This is a genomic window from Gallintestinimicrobium propionicum, assembly GCF_025567525.1.
GTDB lineage: Bacteria > Bacillota > Clostridia > Lachnospirales > Lachnospiraceae > Gallintestinimicrobium > Gallintestinimicrobium propionicum.
Genome location: NZ_JAOQJY010000008.1, coordinates 76,241 through 93,654, shown reverse-complemented (window position 1 = coordinate 93,654; position 17,414 = coordinate 76,241). Strand labels below are relative to the sequence as shown.

Below are 17,414 nucleotides of genomic sequence, written 5' to 3'. Positions count from 1 at the left end.
AGTGTGTTTTTTTCTCGTGCCGGATTCCCTATCATAAGCTGTCCTTTTTTTGCATAGGTTGTACCTGTAAACAGAAGTGTTCAGGGCAGAGTCGGAGGAAGCATGGTACAGAAACAGGAATTTTACCGGCAAACGATACAGGAGGCTGCAGCCAGCCTGCATACCGATCCAAAGCGGGGACTTTCTGCGCAGGAGGCGGAACGCAGGCTTTGGGAAAACGGAGAAAACCGATTGCCGGAGGCAGAAAAAAAGTCGGTGCTGCAAAGCTTTTTAGAGCAGTTAAACGATCCGTTAATCTATGTGCTGCTCGCAGCAGCGCTTATTTCCGTGCTGCTTGGAGAATACAGTGACGCAGGAATTATTGCATTCGTTGTTTGCTTGAATGCTGCGGTCGGCGTTTTGCAGGAGGGAAAAGCGCAGCGGGCACTGGATTCCTTAAAGCAGCTGATGCAGCCGCGTGCGGTCGTGATCCGGGACGGTTCAGAGCAGGAAATTCCGGCGGCAAAGCTTGTTGTGGGTGATCTGGTCTGCCTGCAGGCGGGGGCGATGGTTCCCGCGGATCTGCGGCTTGTGGAGGCGGAGAATTTACAGCTCCAGGAGGCGGCGCTGACGGGGGAAAATCTTCCGGTGCAAAAACAGACGGCGAGACTTTCCGGAAAACAGGGCGGCAGGATCCCGCTGGGGGACCGGAACAATATGACGTTTTTATCGACGATGGTGAGCGCAGGGCGAGGGACGGGGATGGTCTGTGCGGTGGGTTTGCAGACGCAGATTGGAAAAATCGCGGCGCTGATGCATGAAAGCCGGGAGGAGACGACGCCGCTGCAAAAAAAGCTGGGAGAGCTTGGAAAATTCTTAAGCTTGGGCTCCCTTGGAATCTGCATCGTGTTGTTTTTGCTGGCGATTGTGCAGAAGCGTCCGGTGTTCGATATGCTTCTGACGGCGATTTCCCTTGCGGTGGCAGCTGTCCCGGAGGGATTGCCGGCGGTGGTCACTTTGTGTCTGGCACTGAGCGTGACGCGGATGGCAAAGATCAATACGATCATCCGTCGTCTGCCGAGCGTGGAAACATTGGGCGCGGTTTCTGTCGTCTGCTCGGATAAAACTGGGACGCTGACGCAGAATAAAATGACGGTGGAAGCCTGTTTTGCAGACCAGAAGCTGTTGCCTGCAGAGCGGATGAACGGAAAAAGAAACAGGGATCTGTTTCTGGCGATGCTTCTCTGCAACGATGCACAGATTGAAAAAAGCAGGGTAGGAGATCCGACGGAGCTCGCGCTGTTGGATTTCGGGGCGAGATATGGATTTGAAAAAAACGCACTGGGAACTTCTTTTGAACGGAAAAAAGAGAATGCCTTTGATTCTGACCGGAAAATGATGTCCGTGCTCTGCCGGGAACAGGGAAAGCTGACATGGTATGTTAAAGGCGCGGCGGATCGGATTTTAAAGCGCTGCAGTCAGGTGATGGTGTGGGGACAGCCTGTGCCGATGACGCAGGCGCACCGGCAGCAGATTTTGGCAGGAGTGGAAAAGATGGCGGCAGAAGAACTGCGGACGCTGGCGTTTGCCTGCAGACCGTATCAGGAAGGGGAACCGGAAAACATGGCGGAGATGAACCTGATTTTTCTGGGAATAACCGGTATGCGGGATCCGATCCGCCCGGAGGCAATCCGTGCGGTGGCGGATTTTCAGAAGGCGGGCGTCAGCACGGTTATGATCACAGGAGACCATGTAGCGACAGCGTTTGCGGTCGGGAAAAAACTCGGAATCGTATCAAAACAAAGCCAGTGCATGACGGGAGAGGTATTGTCCGGATTGTCGGAGGATGATCTTGCAGGACATCTGGATGAGATCCGGGTGTTTGCGAGGGTTTCCCCGAAAGATAAGGTGAAAATTGTGCGGGCGTTCCAGAAACGGGGACAGATCGTGGCGATGACAGGGGACGGTGTCAACGATGCGCCGTCGTTAAAGGCAGCGGATGTTGGAATTGCGATGGGAAAGGGCGGAACGGATGTGGCGCGGCAGGCGTCCGATATGATTTTGACAAACGACAACTTTGCGACGATTCGCAGGGCGATGGAGGAGGGCAGGGGCGTCTATGAAAATATCCGAAAATCAGTGCTGTTTCTATTGTCCTCCAACCTGGGGGAAATTCTGACGATGTTTGCAGCAGTGCTGATGGGACTTCCCTCGCCGCTGCAATCCGCACATATTTTGTGGATCAACCTGATTACGGACTCGCTCCCGGCACTGGCGCTCGGTGTTGATAAAAACGATGGAAAAAAGTTGATGGGCAGACCGCCCCGAACAGCGTCGGAAAGCCTTTTAGCAAACGGTGGACTTTCGGTAATCTGTTTTTACGGCGCACTGATTGCCGGCATCAGCCTGACGGCGTTTTTTACCGTTCCGTATATGCTGATGAAACAGGAGAGGGCGGATTTTTCGGTTGCGGTGCTGGCCGCGTTTCTGGAACAGAAAAAGGTGTTAAAACGGGCGCAGACCTATGCCTTTACTGTGCTCGGCATGTCGCAGCTGTTTCACGCGGTCGGAATGCGGGATGTGAGGCAGAGCATTTTTTCACGCAGGCCGTTTGAAAACCGGCTGATGCTGGTTGCCGGTGGGATTGGATTTTTGCTGCAGGCAGCGGTGACAGAGCTGCCGTTTCTGACCGGGGTGTTCTCAACGGGCAGACTCTCTGTAGGGGAATGGCTGTATCTGGCGGGGCTTTCCTGTTTTCCGCTGCTGGCCCATGAGCTGTTTGTTCTTTTGGAAAAGAACGGTACTCAGAAACCGATGGAAAAATTTGGGAGGGATGCGTATGAATCAGACAGAGATCAGGAAAGAGCCGCGTGACTGTTTTGCAGTGCTGCAGCTGTTCCCGGAGCCATACCGGCAGAAGGTCCGCACGGCACTGGAGAGCGCCGGAGGCAGGGGTGTGCCGGACAGGCAACCGCTCAGTATCGGCGGCGCGTCACACAGCCGCCAGCGCTACACCTGTGGCCTGCAGGAAATCCGCTTCCGCATCGGACGTCCGGTTTTGTTTTACATAGACGGCGAGGAATGGTTCGCAACGGAGGACGGCAGTTTGCAAAAGACACTGCAGCCTACGCTGCAGTGGATCGCCAGCCGGAAGGAGATTTTGCAGATCATTCAGCACATCTGCCGGTATTCCATGTATGCGTATGAAGAGGAACTGGGAAAGGGGTTTATCAGCACGGCGTTTGGCTGCCGGGTCGGCGTCGCCGGGGAGGTCTTAATGGGAACGGACGGCAGCGTCAAAAATATCCGCTGCATTTCCAGTCTGAACATCCGCGTCGCCCATGAAGCGAAAGGAATCGCGGGCGCGGTGCTGCCCTATTTATATGAAGAAAAAAAGCTATGCAGTACGTTGTTGATTTCTCCTCCGGGCTGTGGAAAAACGACGCTTCTTCGGGACATCATCCGGATGGTTTCCGATGGTAACAGGCTGGCTGGTGGAATGACAGTCGGCGTTGTGGATGAGCGGTCGGAGCTTGCAGGCTGCTGTGATGGGATTGCGGTCAATGATCTTGGAATGCGGACAGATATTTTAGACGGGTGTCTAAAAGCTGCCGGAATGCTGATGCTGCTGCGTTCCATGGCGCCGGATGTTGTGGCGGTGGATGAGCTGGGAGACCGGGAGGATACCACTGCGCTGGAGCAGGTGCTCAAATGCGGGTGCAGCGTGCTCGCTACGGTTCATGGAGGTTCGTATGAAGAGCTGAGCCGGAAACGGTTTTTACAGCCGCTTTTGCAGGCTGGCGCGTTTCAAAGGTATCTGGTGTTAAAACACTGCGACGGCACCTTTTTCGTCGAGCAGGTACGGGACGGAGACGGACAGCTGCTGGCGTCCGGTCTGGCATGCTGCGCCTGATCGGCATCTGCCTGACGCTTGCCGGGAGCTTCGGGAGCGGGATCGCCTTTTGCCGGGAAAAAAGCAGACATGCAGGAACGCTCTTTTTGCTGGCGGAGCTGTTTTTGCGGATGGCGGAGGAAATTGGCTACAGCGCAGAGCGCCTGCCGGACGTATTTTCCCAAATGTCAGTCTGGCTGGCAAAGGACGCAGAAAACGATAGTTTCGGAAAAGAAGAAGCGTCAGCGCTTGCAGAGGCACTCCTTCACTGTGCAGACCGCCTGGAGCAGGAGCGCAGCGAGCCATTGGAAGTAGTGTGGAACGCAGAACTCGGTGCATGGGCAGCTCAGACGGTGCTCTCGAGGGAAGAAGCTGAAAAGCTGCTTTCCTTTGCAAAGGAGCAGGGCTTTCCAGACCGGGAACGACAAAGACAGTGGATGCTCAGGCTGTCCGGCGAATTCAAAAGCCGGGCGGAATCTGTTTTTGAAAAGGCAGCGTCAGAAAAAAGGATGGTGTTGTCTGTCAGCCTGGCAGCTGGAGCGCTCGTGGTTGTGCTTTTTTGGTAAAAACAGATCATCTGAAAGAAGGGGTGCAGGGACTAGATGGAAGTTGGACTGATCTTTAAAATAGCGGCGGTGGGGATTTTAGTGACAATTTTAAGCCAGGTGCTCAAGCACAGCGGCCGGGAAGAACACGCATTTTTGCTTTCCCTGGCGGCGCTGATTCTGGTGCTAAGCTGGATTGTACCCTATATTTTCGATCTGTTTTCGACGATTCAGACGTTATTTTCCTTATGAATTTCTGAAAGAAAGGGAGGGATGCAGATGGAGCTGGTGAAAGTGTGCGCGTTCGCTCTGATGGGAGTGCTTCTTGCACTGCAGTTTAAAGGTGGAAAACAGGAATATGGCATCTATCTGGGTGCAGCATTGGCGGTTGTGGTATTTTCCTGCACCCTTTCCTATATGGGACAGGCAAAAAAACAGTTGATGGGATTATGGCAGCAGCTTTCCGGTGGGCAAAGTTATCTGACACTTCTGTTTAAGGTGGTCGGAATTACGTGGATCAGCGAGCTGGTTTCCGGAATCTGTAAAGACAGCGGTTACAGTGCGGTCGCATCCCAGGTGGAGCTGTTTGGAAAAATCGCTATTCTGTTTGCCGGAATGCCGATTTTCCTTGCACTGGCGGAAACGATTGCAGGATTTGCAGGAGGGTAAGGGGTGGAACCTGGGAATACAGAGCATTATCTGGAACAGTTGAATCTCACAGAGCTGATGGAGCAGTTAAACCGGTGCTTTTCTTCTGCGTTTTTGGCAGATTTTAGTCTGGAGCAGCTTTTTTCAGATATTCTGTCCGGAAATGGAAAGGAGGCACTGCAGCTTTTGGGGCGGCAGATCACAGGCAGCGTGGGACAGGAGTTTTCCGGGATGCGGCAGATTTTATCGGTTTTATTGCTGCTCGGCATCCTGTCGGTGCTGGTCTCCTGCCTGATGGGAAGCTTTGAAAATCAGCAGGTGGCGCAGATCGCCCATGATATGTTTTTTTTGTTGGTGTTGACCGTACTGTTAAAGGTATTTTCGACGGTGTACCGGATTACCGGCAGCACGCTGGAAACGCTGAAGCAGTTTTCGCACCTGACCCTGCCGGCGCTTTGTCTTTCGTTGGGACCTGCAGCGGGCAGTGTGACGGCGGCAGGGTATTATGAGCTTACGCTGGGGTTCATTTTTCTGATAGAACGGTTCCTTTCCGGGTTCTGCCTGCTGCTGCTTCCGCTCTGGATGCTGCTGGTCGTGCTGTCCGGCGTATGGGAGGAGGGGCGACTGAGTGCGATGATGGAGCTGGTGGAAAAATCCTTGTCCTGGATTTTGAAGTTTTGCCTCGGAACGGTGACCGGTCTTGGCGTGCTGCAATCGATGGTGGCACCAGCGCTGGATGCCTGGAAGCGGACGGCTGCGCAAAAGGCGATTGCTGCAATTCCAGGTCTTGGTGATCTGGCAGAAGGAACGGCGCAGGTGCTTTTAGGTTCTGCGGTTCTGGTTAAAAACAGCCTCGGCATGTTCGTCGGAATTTTGCTCGCTGTCCTGCTCGTCGTCCCGCTTTTGAAAATCGCGGCATACGGTGTGGTGCTAAAGCTCGCCGGGGCGTTTGTCGGACTTGTGGCGGATAAACGTCTGACCGCCTGTATGACAAAAACGGCGGATGTGGTGTTTTCTTCGCTGAAGCTGGCGGGCACCGGCGCAGCATGCGTCTGGATACTGGCTGCGATTGTGAGCTGCCTTGCAGGAAGGCTGTAGAAAGGAAGAGCATGGAAAATCTGCTGCAGGTATTAAAAGAGGCAACCCTGTTTATTCTGACGACACAGTTGGTTCGTCATCTGCTTCCCGGCAAAAGATATCTTCCATATGAAAATGTGATTTTATCGATGGCAGTGCTTTCGATGCTGCTTGTGCCGATCCTGTCCGTCGCAGACGCAGACCTTCCGGGAGAATTCGGGGAGAGGGTTGCTTTGCTGGAGACGGAAAATGAGATGTTTTCGCAGCATCTGGAGAAGCTGGAGGAACAGGAAACGGGATTGTTTCGTAATAATATGGCAGATTCGATCGAGGCGCGTGTGCAAAAGGAGGCGGAGGCGGCAGGCGTCAGAGTAAAAGGAGTGCGGCTGCTGGAGGATGGGACGGTTTTTATCAGCGTTTCCGGGCAAAAGCACGCAGAAGGGGGAGGGCAGGCGGTGGGTGCGCCCGGTCAGAGCAGTGAAGAAGGGGCAGGGCAGGACTCCGGCATATCGGTCGAGCCGGTCAGACCGGTCGAGAGCACCAAAGCCCGGCAGGAACAGTTTGTCCTGGCGGATGGGGAAGCTTTAAAAGGCACTGCGCGGGAGGATTTAAAGGAGCGGTTTGCCGCTGTGATTGGAATCGGTCAGACCCAGCTGGAGGTGGTAGAAGTTGAATAAGCTGTTTTCCTGGTGTCGAAAAAAGATGACAAAAGAAAATATGATCGTACTGGCGCTGTCAGGTGTTCTTTTGATGGTGGTCGCGATTCCGACCGGAAAAGAAAAAAATAAGACGGACGAAAGCAAGTCCGTTCAATTGGACACCCAGACGGTTACAATGGATTCAGAAAGCAACAGTGCACAACAGGAAGCGATGGAAGAAAAGCTCGCTCAGTTTTTATCCCGGATGGAGGGTGCAGGCAGGGTGGAGGTACTGATCACATACGCTTCCACAGAAGAACAGGTCATAGAAAAGGAGACGCCGTCTGTCACGAATTCGCAGACGAGTGAGAACGACGCAGGCGGCACGAGCCGGGTGATTTCCGAGTCCTCGCGTCAGGAAAACACGGTCTATCAGACCGGCAGGGACGGCAGTAAAACACCGTATGTGACCCATACGCTTTCTGCAAAGGTGGAGGGCGTGACGGTGCTTGCACAGGGTGGGGATTCCCCCGTTTTGAAGAAGAACATTACCGAAGTCATTGAGGCATTATTTGATATAGAGCCTCATAAAATAAAAGTAGCAAAGATGGCGGACACCCGGTAAGCCTGCTGTAATGCATACCGGAGGCGTGCCGGATCAAAACAAAGAGCAATGCGGAAGGGAGCAGAAATTGAAAAACATGTTCAAACGCAATCAGGTCATGATTACAGCGCTTGCTATTATGATAGCGGTGGCTGGGTATCTGAATTTTGCAGGGACAAAGGTTGGGGAAGAAGAGCTGGCGGACGTCGGGGCGTCTGCCGGGCAGGAATCGGACATGGAAGCATTGTTGGAGCTTTCGGATGAAGATGGAAAAGGGGACATCGCAAGCCTGGATTCGGATACGGAGGATGTGGCGGCGGAGAATTTTCTGAATGAAAATATGCAGACGATCAGCGATCAGGATGTTGCAGCGCTGACGGATGACGCAGCAGATTCTGCGGAAGAGGCGCTGGATGCCGAGGTGCAGGAGGGAGAGATTCCGGGCGAAGCAGTCTATACCAACTCTGGCTCTGTCAGCAGCCTTTCCGGGGCGCGGCTTTTAAAAGAACAGACGCGCGCCAAAAATAAAGAGACGCTTTTAGAGATCATCAATAACGCCAACATCGCAGAGAATCAGAAGCAGGAAGCGGTCGATGAAATGATCGCGCTGACTGATCTGACAGAGCGGGAGACGGCGGCAGAAATTTTGCTGGAGACAAGGGGCTATGCGGACGCTGTCGTGACGATTACGGATGAATCGGCAGATGTTGTGGTCGGCATGTCCGTGCTGTCGGACGCGCAGTGTGCGCAGATCGAGGACATCGTGGCGCGCAAGACCGGAATCGCCGCGCAGAATATCGTCATCAATCCACTCTCCCGGTAGAGAGGAGCAGAACGCGTTGTCCCAGGCAGAAAAAGCAGCGTTGTTACGGCTGTTTCGAATCCCCAAAAGAAATGCGTGCCAAACAGAAGAAAATATGATACACTGATTCTAATTGTGCAGATATGCGGCTGCCTGCATGGAAGAATGGAGGCGGCTGGTTTGGATTATGAAGACAGGAGGCATCCGGCAGACGGTCCGGATGTTTCCTGATAGAAAGACGAGGAGAAATACGTTGGGCAATCTGAAAGAAGAAATCAACAGAAGAAGAACATTTGCAATTATCTCTCACCCGGATGCCGGAAAGACTACTTTGACAGAGAAATTCCTGCTGTACGGCGGAGCGATCAACCTGGCTGGTTCCGTGAAAGGTAAGGCGACAGCCAGACACGCAGTTTCCGACTGGATGGAGATCGAAAAGCAGAGAGGTATTTCCGTAACCTCTTCCGTCCTGCAGTTTGAATACGATGGCTTTTGTATCAACATTCTGGATACGCCGGGACACCAGGACTTCTCAGAGGACACATACCGTACCCTGATGGCGGCGGATTCCGCAGTCATGGTCATCGACGCGAGCAAGGGCGTAGAGGCGCAGACCCGAAAGCTGTTCAAGGTCTGTGTTATGCGCAAGATCCCGATTTTTACCTTTATCAATAAGATGGATCGCGACGCGAACGATACGTTTGACTTGTTGGACGATATCGAAAAGGAGCTGGGCATCGCAACCTGTCCGATGAACTGGCCGATCGGTTCCGGCAAGAGCTTTAAGGGAGTCTACGACAGAGAAAAGCGCTGTGTGATCACCTATTCCGATACCGAAAAGGGAACCAAGGAAGGCGAAGCAACCGAGATTCCGCTTAGCGAGCTGGACAAGCTGACAGGCTTTGTCGGCGAGAACTTAAAGGAAAAGCTTCTGGAAGAAATCGAGCTTTTGGACGGTGCGAGTGCAGAATTTGATCTGGAGCAGGTACAGGCAGGCGAACTGACCCCTGTATTTTTCGGTTCAGCGCTGACCAACTTCGGCGTGGAGGACTTTTTACAGCACTTTTTACAGATGACGACGACGCCTCTGCCGCGCCGCGCGGACATCGGACTGATTGACCCTGTAGAGCATGACTTCAGCGCGTTCGTGTTCAAGATTCAGGCGAACATGAACAAAGCGCACCGTGACAGAATCGCATTTATGAGAATCTGTTCCGGCAAATTTGAGGCGGATATGGACGTCAAGCATGTCCAGAGCCAGAGAGTTATGAGACTTTCCCAGCCGCAGCAGATCATGGCAAACGACCGCAAAATCCTGTCGGAAGCCTATGCCGGAGATATCATCGGCGTATTCGATCCGGGCATTTTCTCCATCGGCGATACGCTCTGTATGCCGAAAGAGCAGTTCGCATATGAAGGGATCCCGACCTTCGCGCCGGAGCATTTTGCAAGAGTACGCCAGGTCGATACCATGAAGCGGAAGCAGTTCGTCAAGGGTATTACGCAGATCGCGCAGGAGGGCGCAATCCAGATCTTCCAGGAGTTCAATACCGGTATGGAAGAGATCATCGTCGGTGTTGTCGGCGTCCTGCAGTTTGACGTTTTAAAATTCCGTCTGGAAAGCGAATATAATGTTGAAATTCGTCTTGAGCCGCTTCCTTATGAGCATATCCGCTGGATTGCAAATAAAGAAGAGGTCGATTTGACGAAGTTAGTCGGCACCTCCGATATGAAGAAGATCAAGGATATGAAGGGCAATCCGCTGCTCCTGTTTGTCAATTCCTGGAGCGTCGGCATGGTGCTTGACAGAAATAAGGGACTGGAACTTTCCGAATTCGGGAAAAACTAAACAGACCGGGAGATGCCTATGGAAAAAATCCTTGCAGGCGGAGCAAATACGGATGGAAAAGAAATCGCTGCCTTTGAACAGAAAGCTTCTTTTAAAATTCGCGTTGTACGAAACGCCTACAGGTTCTGCAGTGTCATATTCACAGCTCTGCTGCTGTGCCTTGCAGGCTGCGACAACGAATGGGATGCGTCCAAAGACTTGACGATTGGACAAGACTGGCTGGAGGAAGCAGAAACGGATACGGCAGATCGACTGGAATCAGACCTGTTCCGGGAAGACGAAGGCAGCGAACCGCAGTCCGGCTGGACGAACACTGCCGACGGCGCTCCGTTTGGCGAAAAGGACCTGTCGGCACAGTCCGATGCAGCCTTTTCCTACGGGTATTCGCAGCTGTCCGGAGACGAAGAACAGCTGTACCGGGAGATTTTAAACAGCCTTATAAGCTATCAGGAAGAAACGGAGCTTTCTGTAAAGGATCCGGAAATGGTAGAGCGCGTGTTCCGGTATGTGATGGCGGATCACCCGGAAATTTTTTATGCGGACGGCTATGAGGTGACGACTTATCGGCTTGGAACAGAACTTCGCAGGATCACGTTTACCGGAACCTGGACGCTGGAATCAGACGAAGTTCTTTCGCGCCGGGCACAGCTGGAAGCGGCTGCAGCGCTCTGGCTGGAAGGGCTGCCGGATGGGACGGACGATTTTGAAAAGGCGAAATATATTTACGATGAACTGATTTTGCGCACGGAATACGAGCAGGGCAGTGCGGACAGCCAAAATATCTGCTCCGTTTTGTTAAACCAGCGTTCCGTCTGCCAGGGCTATGCCAAGACATTTCAGTATCTGTGCCAGCTTGCAGGGATTCCTGCGATGCTCGTTACCGGAGAAGTGAACGGGGAAGGACATGCCTGGAATATCGTTTTTCTCGACGGGGACTGGTATTACATCGATCCGACCTGGGGAGACGCTTCCTATCAGAGAGAAGAAGGGGAAGAAACGCCAGCGCTGACGGAAACGGTCAACTACGATTATTTTTGCGTGACGACACAGGAGATCGAACGGACGCATTCGATGGATGACAACCAGCTGCTTCCGGTCTGTAATGCGGTGCAGGATCAGTATTACCGCCATGAGGGACTGTATCTGCAGAGTGCGGACAAAGAAAAAATCGACGAAATCTTTGCACGCGCAGCGCAAAAGGGCGCGCCGATGGTTTGTTTTCAGTGTGCGGACGATACCGTTTATCAGGAAGTGTACCGGCTGTTAATTGAGGAACAGGGGATCTTCGCATATCTGCCGGAGTCGGAAACAACGGCAGCGTACCTTGATTCCGACAGAGAAAGGACGTTTTATTTCTGGTTTACAGAGGTCTCGTGACGGATACCGGACAGATTTCGTGCCTGTACAGGAAACGAAGTCTAGCCAAACCAGAAGGATTTTGTTATAATGAGATGTGAGAGTAAAGGAGGCGCCATTATGGGAAAAGAAACCGTTAAAAATACCTATGTACTGCAGGAGGATGAAAACATCGGCACTGTTCAGATTGCTGATGAAGTTGTTGCAATTATCGCATCTTTGGCCGCTACGGAAGTAGAAGGTGTTTCTTCCATGGCAGGCAATATTACCAACGAGCTGATGAGCAAGGTTGGCGTAAAAGGTCTGACAAAGGGCGTAAAGGTAGAGGTATTCAACCATCAGGTAAGAGCTGAGCTGGCTGTACTGATGGAGTATGGATACAACATTCCGGCTACCAGCCAGAAGGTACAGGAACGTGTTAAGAATGCAATTGAAAATATGACTGGTCTGACTGTAACGGATGTTAATATCCGTATTGCAGGCGTGAATATGAGTGCCGGAAAACACTGATACAGAAAGCCGGATGGGAGAACAGATGAACAGAAGAGAGCTGAGAGAACAGATTTTTATGCTGCTGTTTCGGGTAGAGTTTAATCAGAAGGACGATATGCCGGAGCAGTGTACCCTTTTCCTGGAAGATGGAGATACCGAGATTTCCGAAAAGGATGCTGCCTATATCCGTTCTAAATATGAAAAAATTGCAGAGAAACTGCCGGAGATTGATAAGCTGATCAATGAAACGGCGATAGGCTGGGATACCCAGCGTATGGGAAAGGTGGAACTGACGATCATCCGCCTTGCGGTTTATGAGATTCGGTTTGACGAGACGGTTCCGACCGGTGTCGCAATCAACGAAGCAGTAGAGCTTGCAAAGAAATTCGGACAGGAAGGTTCCTCCGGATTTGTAAACGGTATTCTGGCGAAATTTGCATGAAAAATGTCTATACAGTAGCCCAGGTAAACGGATATATCAAAAATATGTTTACCCAGGATTTTTTACTCCAGTCCATTCTGGTCAAAGGCGAAGTGAGCAATTGTAAATACCATTCTTCAGGGCATATTTATTTTACCCTGAAGGATGGAAAGGGCGCAATTGCCTGTGTTATGTTTGCCGGCAACCGGAGCGGACTGAAATTTCATATGCAGGAAGGACAGCAGGTCGTCGTCGGAGGGACGATCGACGTGTTTGAACGGGACGGCAGATATCAGCTGTACGCAAAGTCGATTACGCTCGACGGGGCAGGACAGCTGTATGAGCGTTTTGAACAGCTCAAGCGGGAGCTGGCGGAGCAGGGGCTGTTTGCACCGGAGTATAAACAGCCAATTCCTCGTTTTATCCGGACGCTCGGCGTTGTGACTGCACCGACTGGAGCTGCAGTGCGCGATATTATCAATATTGCGACGCGACGCAATCCATATGTGCAGATTATCCTGTATCCTGCGATCGTGCAGGGAGAGCAGGCGCCTGCGAGCATTGTCAACGGAATACGGGCGCTGGAACGCTGCAAGGTTGATGTGATGATTGTCGGGCGCGGCGGCGGTTCCATTGAAGACCTCTGGGCATTTAATGAAGAGATTGTCGCACAGGCGATTTTTGACTGCAGCGTTCCGATTATTTCCGCAGTCGGTCATGAAACGGATACGACAATCGCCGATTTTGTTGCAGATCTGCGTGCGCCGACGCCGTCTGCAGGTGCAGAGCTTGCAGTTTACGATTATTCGCTGATGCAGACGCAGCTGGATGAGCTTGCACTGCGCTATACCAGACGGATGAAACAGCAGATCGCATCTGCGAGGATGCGCCTGTCGAACGACCAGATCCGCCTTTCTCATTTAAGCCCGGCAGGACAGATCCGGGAGAAGCGAAGCTATCTGGTTTCCCTGGAAGAAAAGCTGGAACGGCAGATGCAGGAAAAGCTTCGGGAACGCAGGTATCAGGTATCCTTATATGCGGAGAAATTAAAAGGCCTGTCGCCACTGGAAAAGCTCAGTCAGGGATTTTCCCATGTGGCGGACGCAGAAGGGCGGACGGTAACCGACGTCAATCGGATACAGGTCGGAGAGCTGGTGACGATCCATGTCAAAAACGGACGGATTGTTGCACAGGTGAAGGAGAAAGAAGAATGGAAACAGCCGAAAAAGAGCTGACGCTGGAAGAAGCATTCTTACGTCTGGAAGAGGTGACAAGGGCGCTGGAGGATGAAAATATCTCTCTGGAGGAGTCCTTTACCGTATACCAGAAGGGAATGGAGCTTTTGAAATACTGTAATGAAAGCATTGATAAAGTGGAGAAAAAGGTTCTCGTCTTAAACGGGGAGGGAAAACTGGATGAATTTTAAAGAAACGCTTGCGGAGAAAACAGTTCATGCAGAAGACGTTTTAACAAAATATCTGCCAGAAGAAAAAGGATATCAGAAAAAAGTCATCGAGTCGATGAATTATAGCGTCCTGGCGGGTGGAAAACGTCTGCGCCCGATTCTGATGGAAGAGAGCTTCCGGCTGTTTGGCGGGAACTCTGCAATTGTGGAGCCTTTTATGGCGGCGTTGGAAATGATTCACAACTATTCCCTGGTACACGACGACCTGCCTGCGATGGATAATGACGAATACCGCCGGGGACGCAAGACAACCTGGAATGTATATGGCGAGGGCATGGCGGTGCTGGCCGGGGATGCGCTGTTAAATAAAGCGTTCGAGACGGCAGCAGAAGCGTTTTCCATGATCGGGGAAGCAGCAGACATCGCAGCCCGGTACGCTGCTGTCGCAAAGGCACTGCAGATTCTCGCCAACAAAGCGGGCATCTATGGTATGATCGGCGGACAGTGCGCGGACATCTGTGCAGAAGAGCTGCCGGCAGATCATGTGACGAAAGAGCTGCTCTGGTACATCCACAAAAATAAAACGGCAGCGCTGATTGAAGCGGCGCTGATGATCGGAGCCGTTCTGGCAGGAGCACCGGACGAGGCGGTAAAGAAGCTGGAGCAGGCGGCGGAAAATATCGGCATCGCATTCCAGATTCAGGACGATATTTTAGATGTGACCAGTTCTCTGGAGGTGCTTGGCAAACCGGTTGGAAGCGATGAAAAGAATCATAAGGTAACCTATGTGCGGTTAAACGGACTGGAACAGTCGAAAAAAGATGTGGAAGCGCTGTCGGAAGAAGCACTGAAGATTCTTTCTTCCTTTGACCGGCGAAATGAATTTCTGGAAGATCTGGTTCGTGCACTGATTACAAGAGAAAAATAAAGAGGGGGCTGCTTATGCTTCTGGAACAGATACAGCAGACAAATGATATCAAAAAAATAAATCCAAAGGATTATCCGCTTCTTGCAGAGGAAATCCGTCAGTTCCTGATTGAGAAGATCAGTGTAACTGGCGGGCATCTCGGCTCGAATCTGGGAGCTGTCGAGCTGACGATGGCGATGCATATCGCGCTGAATCTGCCGGAAGATAAGATCGTATGGGACGTCGGGCATCAGTCCTACACCCATAAGCTGCTGACCGGCAGACGTGAGGGCTTCGACCATTTGCGCAAATACGGCGGAATGAGCGGATTTCCGAAACGCAAAGAGAGCGACTGCGACAGCTTTGATACGGGACATTCCTCCACTTCGATTTCTGCCGGACTGGGACTTGTGCGCGCAAGAGATATTCAGGGTAAAACCAATACCGTTGTTTCCGTGATCGGAGACGGTGCGCTGACAGGTGGAATGGCATACGAAGCGCTGAACAATGCGGCGAGGATGGAGACGAACTTTATCATTATTTTAAATGATAACAACATGTCTATTTCCGAAAATGTGGGCGGTGTTTCCAAATATCTGAATAACATCCGTACTTCGAACGCCTATTTGGACATCAAGGACAACATTTACGACGCACTGCGCAACACGCGTTACGGAGACGGCGTTGTGACCGGTGTGCGCCGCGCCAAAAACAGCTTAAAACAGCTGGTGATTCCGGGTATGTGGTTTGAGGATATGGGGATCACCTATTTAGGGCCTGTGGATGGACACGATGTCAACGGACTGGTTCGGGTCATCCGCGAGGCGAAGCGGCGCAAAAACTGCGTCCTGATCCATGTTCTGACCCAGAAGGGCAAGGGCTATGCTCCGGCAGAGAAGCATCCGGCGAGATTCCATGGGGCAGAGCCCTTCGATGTGGCAACCGGTGTTCCGGTAAAGAAAAAAACAAAAGCCAACTATACAGATATTTTTTCTACCGTCATGGTAAAGCTTGCGGCGCGCCATCCCGATGTGGTGGCGATTACGGCGGCGATGCCGGACGGAACCGGATTAAAGCGTTTCCGTAAGGCATACCCCGAACGTTTTTTTGACGTTGGCATTGCGGAAGAGCATGCAGTGACCTTTGCAGCAGGTCTGGCGGTTGGCGGACTGCATCCGGTTGTGGCGATTTATTCTTCGTTTTTGCAGCGTGCCTACGACCAGATTTTACACGATGTCTGTCTGCAGAATGTTCCGGTAATCTTTGCGATTGACCGGGCGGGGCTGGTCGGAAGCGACGGTGAGACCCATCAGGGCATTTTTGATCTGTCGTTTTTATCGTCCATCCCGAATATGCACATCATGGCGCCCAAAAACAAATGGGAACTTTCCGATATGATGAAGTTTGCCTATGATTTCAAAGGGCCGATCGCAATCCGGTATCCCCGCGGTGAGGCGTATGACGGGCTGGCGGACAAGCGTGCGGACGTTGAAATGGGCAAGAGTGAGATGCTGTTCGAAGAAGAAAAGATTGCTCTGTTTGCAGTCGGCAGCATGGTAAAGACTGCGGTAGAGGTGCGGGAAGCATTGAAAGAAAAAGGCATTTCCTGTACAGTTGTCAACGCAAGATTTGTCAAGCCCATCGATGAGAATATGGTTCGATACCTTGCAAAGAACCACGACCTGATCGTGCCGATGGAAGAAAATGTGGCGAGTGGCGGTCTGTCTGAAAAGGTAATTACGCTCGTGGAGCAGGAAAAGCTGCCGATCGAGGTACTGCCGATTACGATTCCGGACGAATATGTAGAGCACGGCAATGTAGATATTTTGAAACAGGAGATCGGAATCAGTACATCCGCTGTCCTGGAAAAGATAGAAAAGGAACTGGAAGCAAAATGAAGGAACGCTTGGATGTCCTGTTAGTGAAGCAGGGACTTGCAGAATCAAGAGAAAAAGCCAAGGCTGTGATTATGGCGGGAGAGGTCTTTGTCCAGGGACAGAGAGAGGACAAGGCGGGAGCCATGTTCGATGAATCGAAGGTGACGATCACGGTAAAGGGAAGCTCGCTGCGTTATGTGAGCCGCGGCGGTCTGAAGCTGGAAAAGGCGATGGCGTGCTTCCCGATCACACTGGAGGGTGATATCTGTATGGATATCGGTTCTTCGACCGGGGGCTTTACGGACTGCATGCTGCAGAACGGGGCGAAAAAGGTTTATTCCGTCGATGTCGGACACGGTCAGCTCGCGTGGAAGCTGCGGCAGGACGAGCGCGTTGTCTGCATGGAAAAGACGAATTTCCGGTATCTGACGAGGGATCAGATTGCGGATGACCTCGATTTTGCATCGGTGGATGTTTCCTTTATTTCCCTGACGAAAATCCTGCTTCCGGCATGGAGACTTTTAAAATGCGGCGGACAGATGGTTTGTCTGATCAAACCACAGTTCGAGGCAGGTCGGGAAAAGGTCGGGAAAAAGGGTGTTGTCCGCGATCCGGCAGTGCATCGCGAGGTCATTGCAAAGGTTATGGATTTTGCGGCGCTTTTACATTTTTCCGTGTTGGGGTTGACCTGGTCGCCGATCAAGGGACCTGAGGGAAATATTGAATATCTGATTTTTATACAGAAAGAAGAGCAGCCGGAAGCCTATGAAAGCGAACAGGCGGCAGAGGCTGCACTGGAAGAGACACAGGCTGCTAAAGGCGGTATTTCCGAAACAGAAGAAAATCGCCAGCTGATTGCGAGGATCGTAGAGCAGGCACACGAGACGCTCAAAGAATAAAAATCCGGGCAGGGGAAAGAATT

The 17,414-nt window shown here is 52.0% G+C and carries 18 protein-coding genes; all 18 read left to right on the top strand.

What is annotated here, in order from left to right; all coding sequences use genetic code 11:
- The first annotated feature begins 102 nt into the window (after positions 1-102).
- The 18 genes from OCV62_RS07915 (at position 103) to OCV62_RS07830 (ending at position 17,391) form a co-directional block, all read left to right on the top strand.
- Complete coding sequence (locus OCV62_RS07915) at positions 103-2,853, top strand: cation-translocating P-type ATPase (RefSeq protein WP_262585850.1); 2,751 nt, start codon at positions 103-105, stop codon at positions 2,851-2,853.
- On the top strand, positions 2,819-3,892 hold the full coding sequence (gene spoIIIAA / locus OCV62_RS07910; RefSeq protein WP_262585849.1) for a stage III sporulation protein AA: 1,074 nt from the start codon (positions 2,819-2,821) through the stop codon (positions 3,890-3,892). The genes OCV62_RS07915 and spoIIIAA overlap by 35 nt, the downstream gene beginning before the upstream one ends.
- Entirely contained in the window at positions 3,880-4,437 is a 558-nt protein-coding gene (locus tag OCV62_RS07905) for a stage III sporulation protein AB (protein WP_262585848.1), read from the top strand. The genes spoIIIAA and OCV62_RS07905 overlap by 13 nt, the downstream gene beginning before the upstream one ends.
- 36 nt (positions 4,438-4,473) lie before the next feature.
- Positions 4,474-4,668 (top strand): stage III sporulation protein AC, encoded by a 195-nt coding sequence (gene spoIIIAC, locus OCV62_RS07900; protein WP_021915466.1) that lies wholly within the window; start codon positions 4,474-4,476, stop codon positions 4,666-4,668.
- 27 nt (positions 4,669-4,695) lie between these two features.
- Complete coding sequence (locus OCV62_RS07895) at positions 4,696-5,085, top strand: SpoIIIAC/SpoIIIAD family protein (RefSeq protein ID WP_262585847.1); 390 nt, start codon at positions 4,696-4,698, stop codon at positions 5,083-5,085.
- A 3-nt stretch (positions 5,086-5,088) separates the two neighbouring features.
- Positions 5,089-6,162: a stage III sporulation protein AE gene (locus OCV62_RS07890; protein WP_262585846.1), complete on the top strand. Its 1,074-nt coding sequence runs from the start codon at positions 5,089-5,091 to the stop codon at positions 6,160-6,162.
- Positions 6,163-6,173: 11 nt separating this feature from the next.
- Positions 6,174-6,818: a stage III sporulation protein AF gene (locus tag OCV62_RS07885; RefSeq protein WP_262585845.1), complete on the top strand. Its 645-nt coding sequence runs from the start codon at positions 6,174-6,176 to the stop codon at positions 6,816-6,818.
- A gap of 25 nt (positions 6,819-6,843) precedes the next feature.
- Entirely contained in the window at positions 6,844-7,404 is a 561-nt protein-coding gene (locus OCV62_RS07880) for a stage III sporulation protein AG (protein ID WP_262585844.1), read from the top strand.
- A gap of 25 nt (positions 7,405-7,429) precedes the next feature.
- Positions 7,430-8,206 carry a SpoIIIAH-like family protein gene (locus OCV62_RS07875; RefSeq protein WP_262585843.1) on the top strand — a complete coding sequence of 259 codons (777 nt, stop codon included), beginning with the start codon at positions 7,430-7,432 and terminating at the stop codon, positions 8,204-8,206.
- A gap of 232 nt (positions 8,207-8,438) precedes the next feature.
- Positions 8,439-10,034: a peptide chain release factor 3 gene (locus OCV62_RS07870; protein ID WP_118495951.1), complete on the top strand. Its 1,596-nt coding sequence runs from the start codon at positions 8,439-8,441 to the stop codon at positions 10,032-10,034.
- A gap of 18 nt (positions 10,035-10,052) precedes the next feature.
- Positions 10,053-11,411, top strand: a complete 1,359-nt coding sequence (locus OCV62_RS07865) for a transglutaminase domain-containing protein (RefSeq protein ID WP_262585842.1) — start codon at positions 10,053-10,055, stop codon at positions 11,409-11,411.
- Positions 11,412-11,510: 99 nt separating this feature from the next.
- Positions 11,511-11,900: an Asp23/Gls24 family envelope stress response protein gene (locus OCV62_RS07860; protein ID WP_021915460.1), complete on the top strand. Its 390-nt coding sequence runs from the start codon at positions 11,511-11,513 to the stop codon at positions 11,898-11,900.
- Positions 11,901-11,925: 25 nt separating this feature from the next.
- A complete protein-coding gene (gene nusB, locus OCV62_RS07855) occupies positions 11,926-12,324 on the top strand; it encodes a transcription antitermination factor NusB (RefSeq protein WP_021915459.1) in 399 nt (132 codons plus the stop codon).
- A complete protein-coding gene (xseA, locus tag OCV62_RS07850; RefSeq protein WP_021915458.1) occupies positions 12,321-13,538 on the top strand; it encodes an exodeoxyribonuclease VII large subunit in 1,218 nt (405 codons plus the stop codon). Before nusB ends, xseA begins: the two co-directional genes overlap by 4 nt.
- Positions 13,514-13,729 carry an exodeoxyribonuclease VII small subunit gene (gene xseB, locus OCV62_RS07845; RefSeq protein ID WP_021915457.1) on the top strand — a complete coding sequence of 72 codons (216 nt, stop codon included), beginning with the start codon at positions 13,514-13,516 and terminating at the stop codon, positions 13,727-13,729. Before xseA ends, xseB begins: the two co-directional genes overlap by 25 nt.
- On the top strand, positions 13,719-14,636 hold the full coding sequence (locus tag OCV62_RS07840) for a polyprenyl synthetase family protein (RefSeq protein WP_262585841.1): 918 nt from the start codon (positions 13,719-13,721) through the stop codon (positions 14,634-14,636). Before xseB ends, OCV62_RS07840 begins: the two co-directional genes overlap by 11 nt.
- Positions 14,637-14,650: 14 nt before the next feature.
- Positions 14,651-16,513 (top strand): 1-deoxy-D-xylulose-5-phosphate synthase, encoded by a 1,863-nt coding sequence (gene dxs / locus OCV62_RS07835; protein ID WP_118495949.1) that lies wholly within the window; start codon positions 14,651-14,653, stop codon positions 16,511-16,513.
- Positions 16,510-17,391, top strand: a complete 882-nt coding sequence (locus tag OCV62_RS07830; RefSeq protein WP_262585840.1) for a TlyA family RNA methyltransferase — start codon at positions 16,510-16,512, stop codon at positions 17,389-17,391. The genes dxs and OCV62_RS07830 overlap by 4 nt, the downstream gene beginning before the upstream one ends.
- The last annotated feature ends 23 nt before the right edge of the window (positions 17,392-17,414 follow it).

Coding starts and splice junctions, on each gene's coding strand:
- dxs (WP_118495949.1), top strand. CDS start 14,651: ATGCTTCTGGAACAGATACAGCAGACAAATGATATCAAAAAAATAAAT.
- OCV62_RS07885 (WP_262585845.1), top strand. CDS start 6,174: ATGGAAAATCTGCTGCAGGTATTAAAAGAGGCAACCCTGTTTATTCTG.
- OCV62_RS07915 (WP_262585850.1), top strand. CDS start 103: ATGGTACAGAAACAGGAATTTTACCGGCAAACGATACAGGAGGCTGCA.
- OCV62_RS07895 (WP_262585847.1), top strand. CDS start 4,696: ATGGAGCTGGTGAAAGTGTGCGCGTTCGCTCTGATGGGAGTGCTTCTT.
- OCV62_RS07860 (WP_021915460.1), top strand. CDS start 11,511: ATGGGAAAAGAAACCGTTAAAAATACCTATGTACTGCAGGAGGATGAA.
- OCV62_RS07905 (WP_262585848.1), top strand. CDS start 3,880: ATGCTGCGCCTGATCGGCATCTGCCTGACGCTTGCCGGGAGCTTCGGG.
- xseA (WP_021915458.1), top strand. CDS start 12,321: ATGAAAAATGTCTATACAGTAGCCCAGGTAAACGGATATATCAAAAAT.
- OCV62_RS07830 (WP_262585840.1), top strand. CDS start 16,510: ATGAAGGAACGCTTGGATGTCCTGTTAGTGAAGCAGGGACTTGCAGAA.
- spoIIIAA (WP_262585849.1), top strand. CDS start 2,819: ATGAATCAGACAGAGATCAGGAAAGAGCCGCGTGACTGTTTTGCAGTG.
- xseB (WP_021915457.1), top strand. CDS start 13,514: ATGGAAACAGCCGAAAAAGAGCTGACGCTGGAAGAAGCATTCTTACGT.
- OCV62_RS07840 (WP_262585841.1), top strand. CDS start 13,719: ATGAATTTTAAAGAAACGCTTGCGGAGAAAACAGTTCATGCAGAAGAC.
- nusB (WP_021915459.1), top strand. CDS start 11,926: ATGAACAGAAGAGAGCTGAGAGAACAGATTTTTATGCTGCTGTTTCGG.
- OCV62_RS07865 (WP_262585842.1), top strand. CDS start 10,053: ATGGAAAAAATCCTTGCAGGCGGAGCAAATACGGATGGAAAAGAAATC.
- OCV62_RS07880 (WP_262585844.1), top strand. CDS start 6,844: ATGACAAAAGAAAATATGATCGTACTGGCGCTGTCAGGTGTTCTTTTG.
- spoIIIAC (WP_021915466.1), top strand. CDS start 4,474: ATGGAAGTTGGACTGATCTTTAAAATAGCGGCGGTGGGGATTTTAGTG.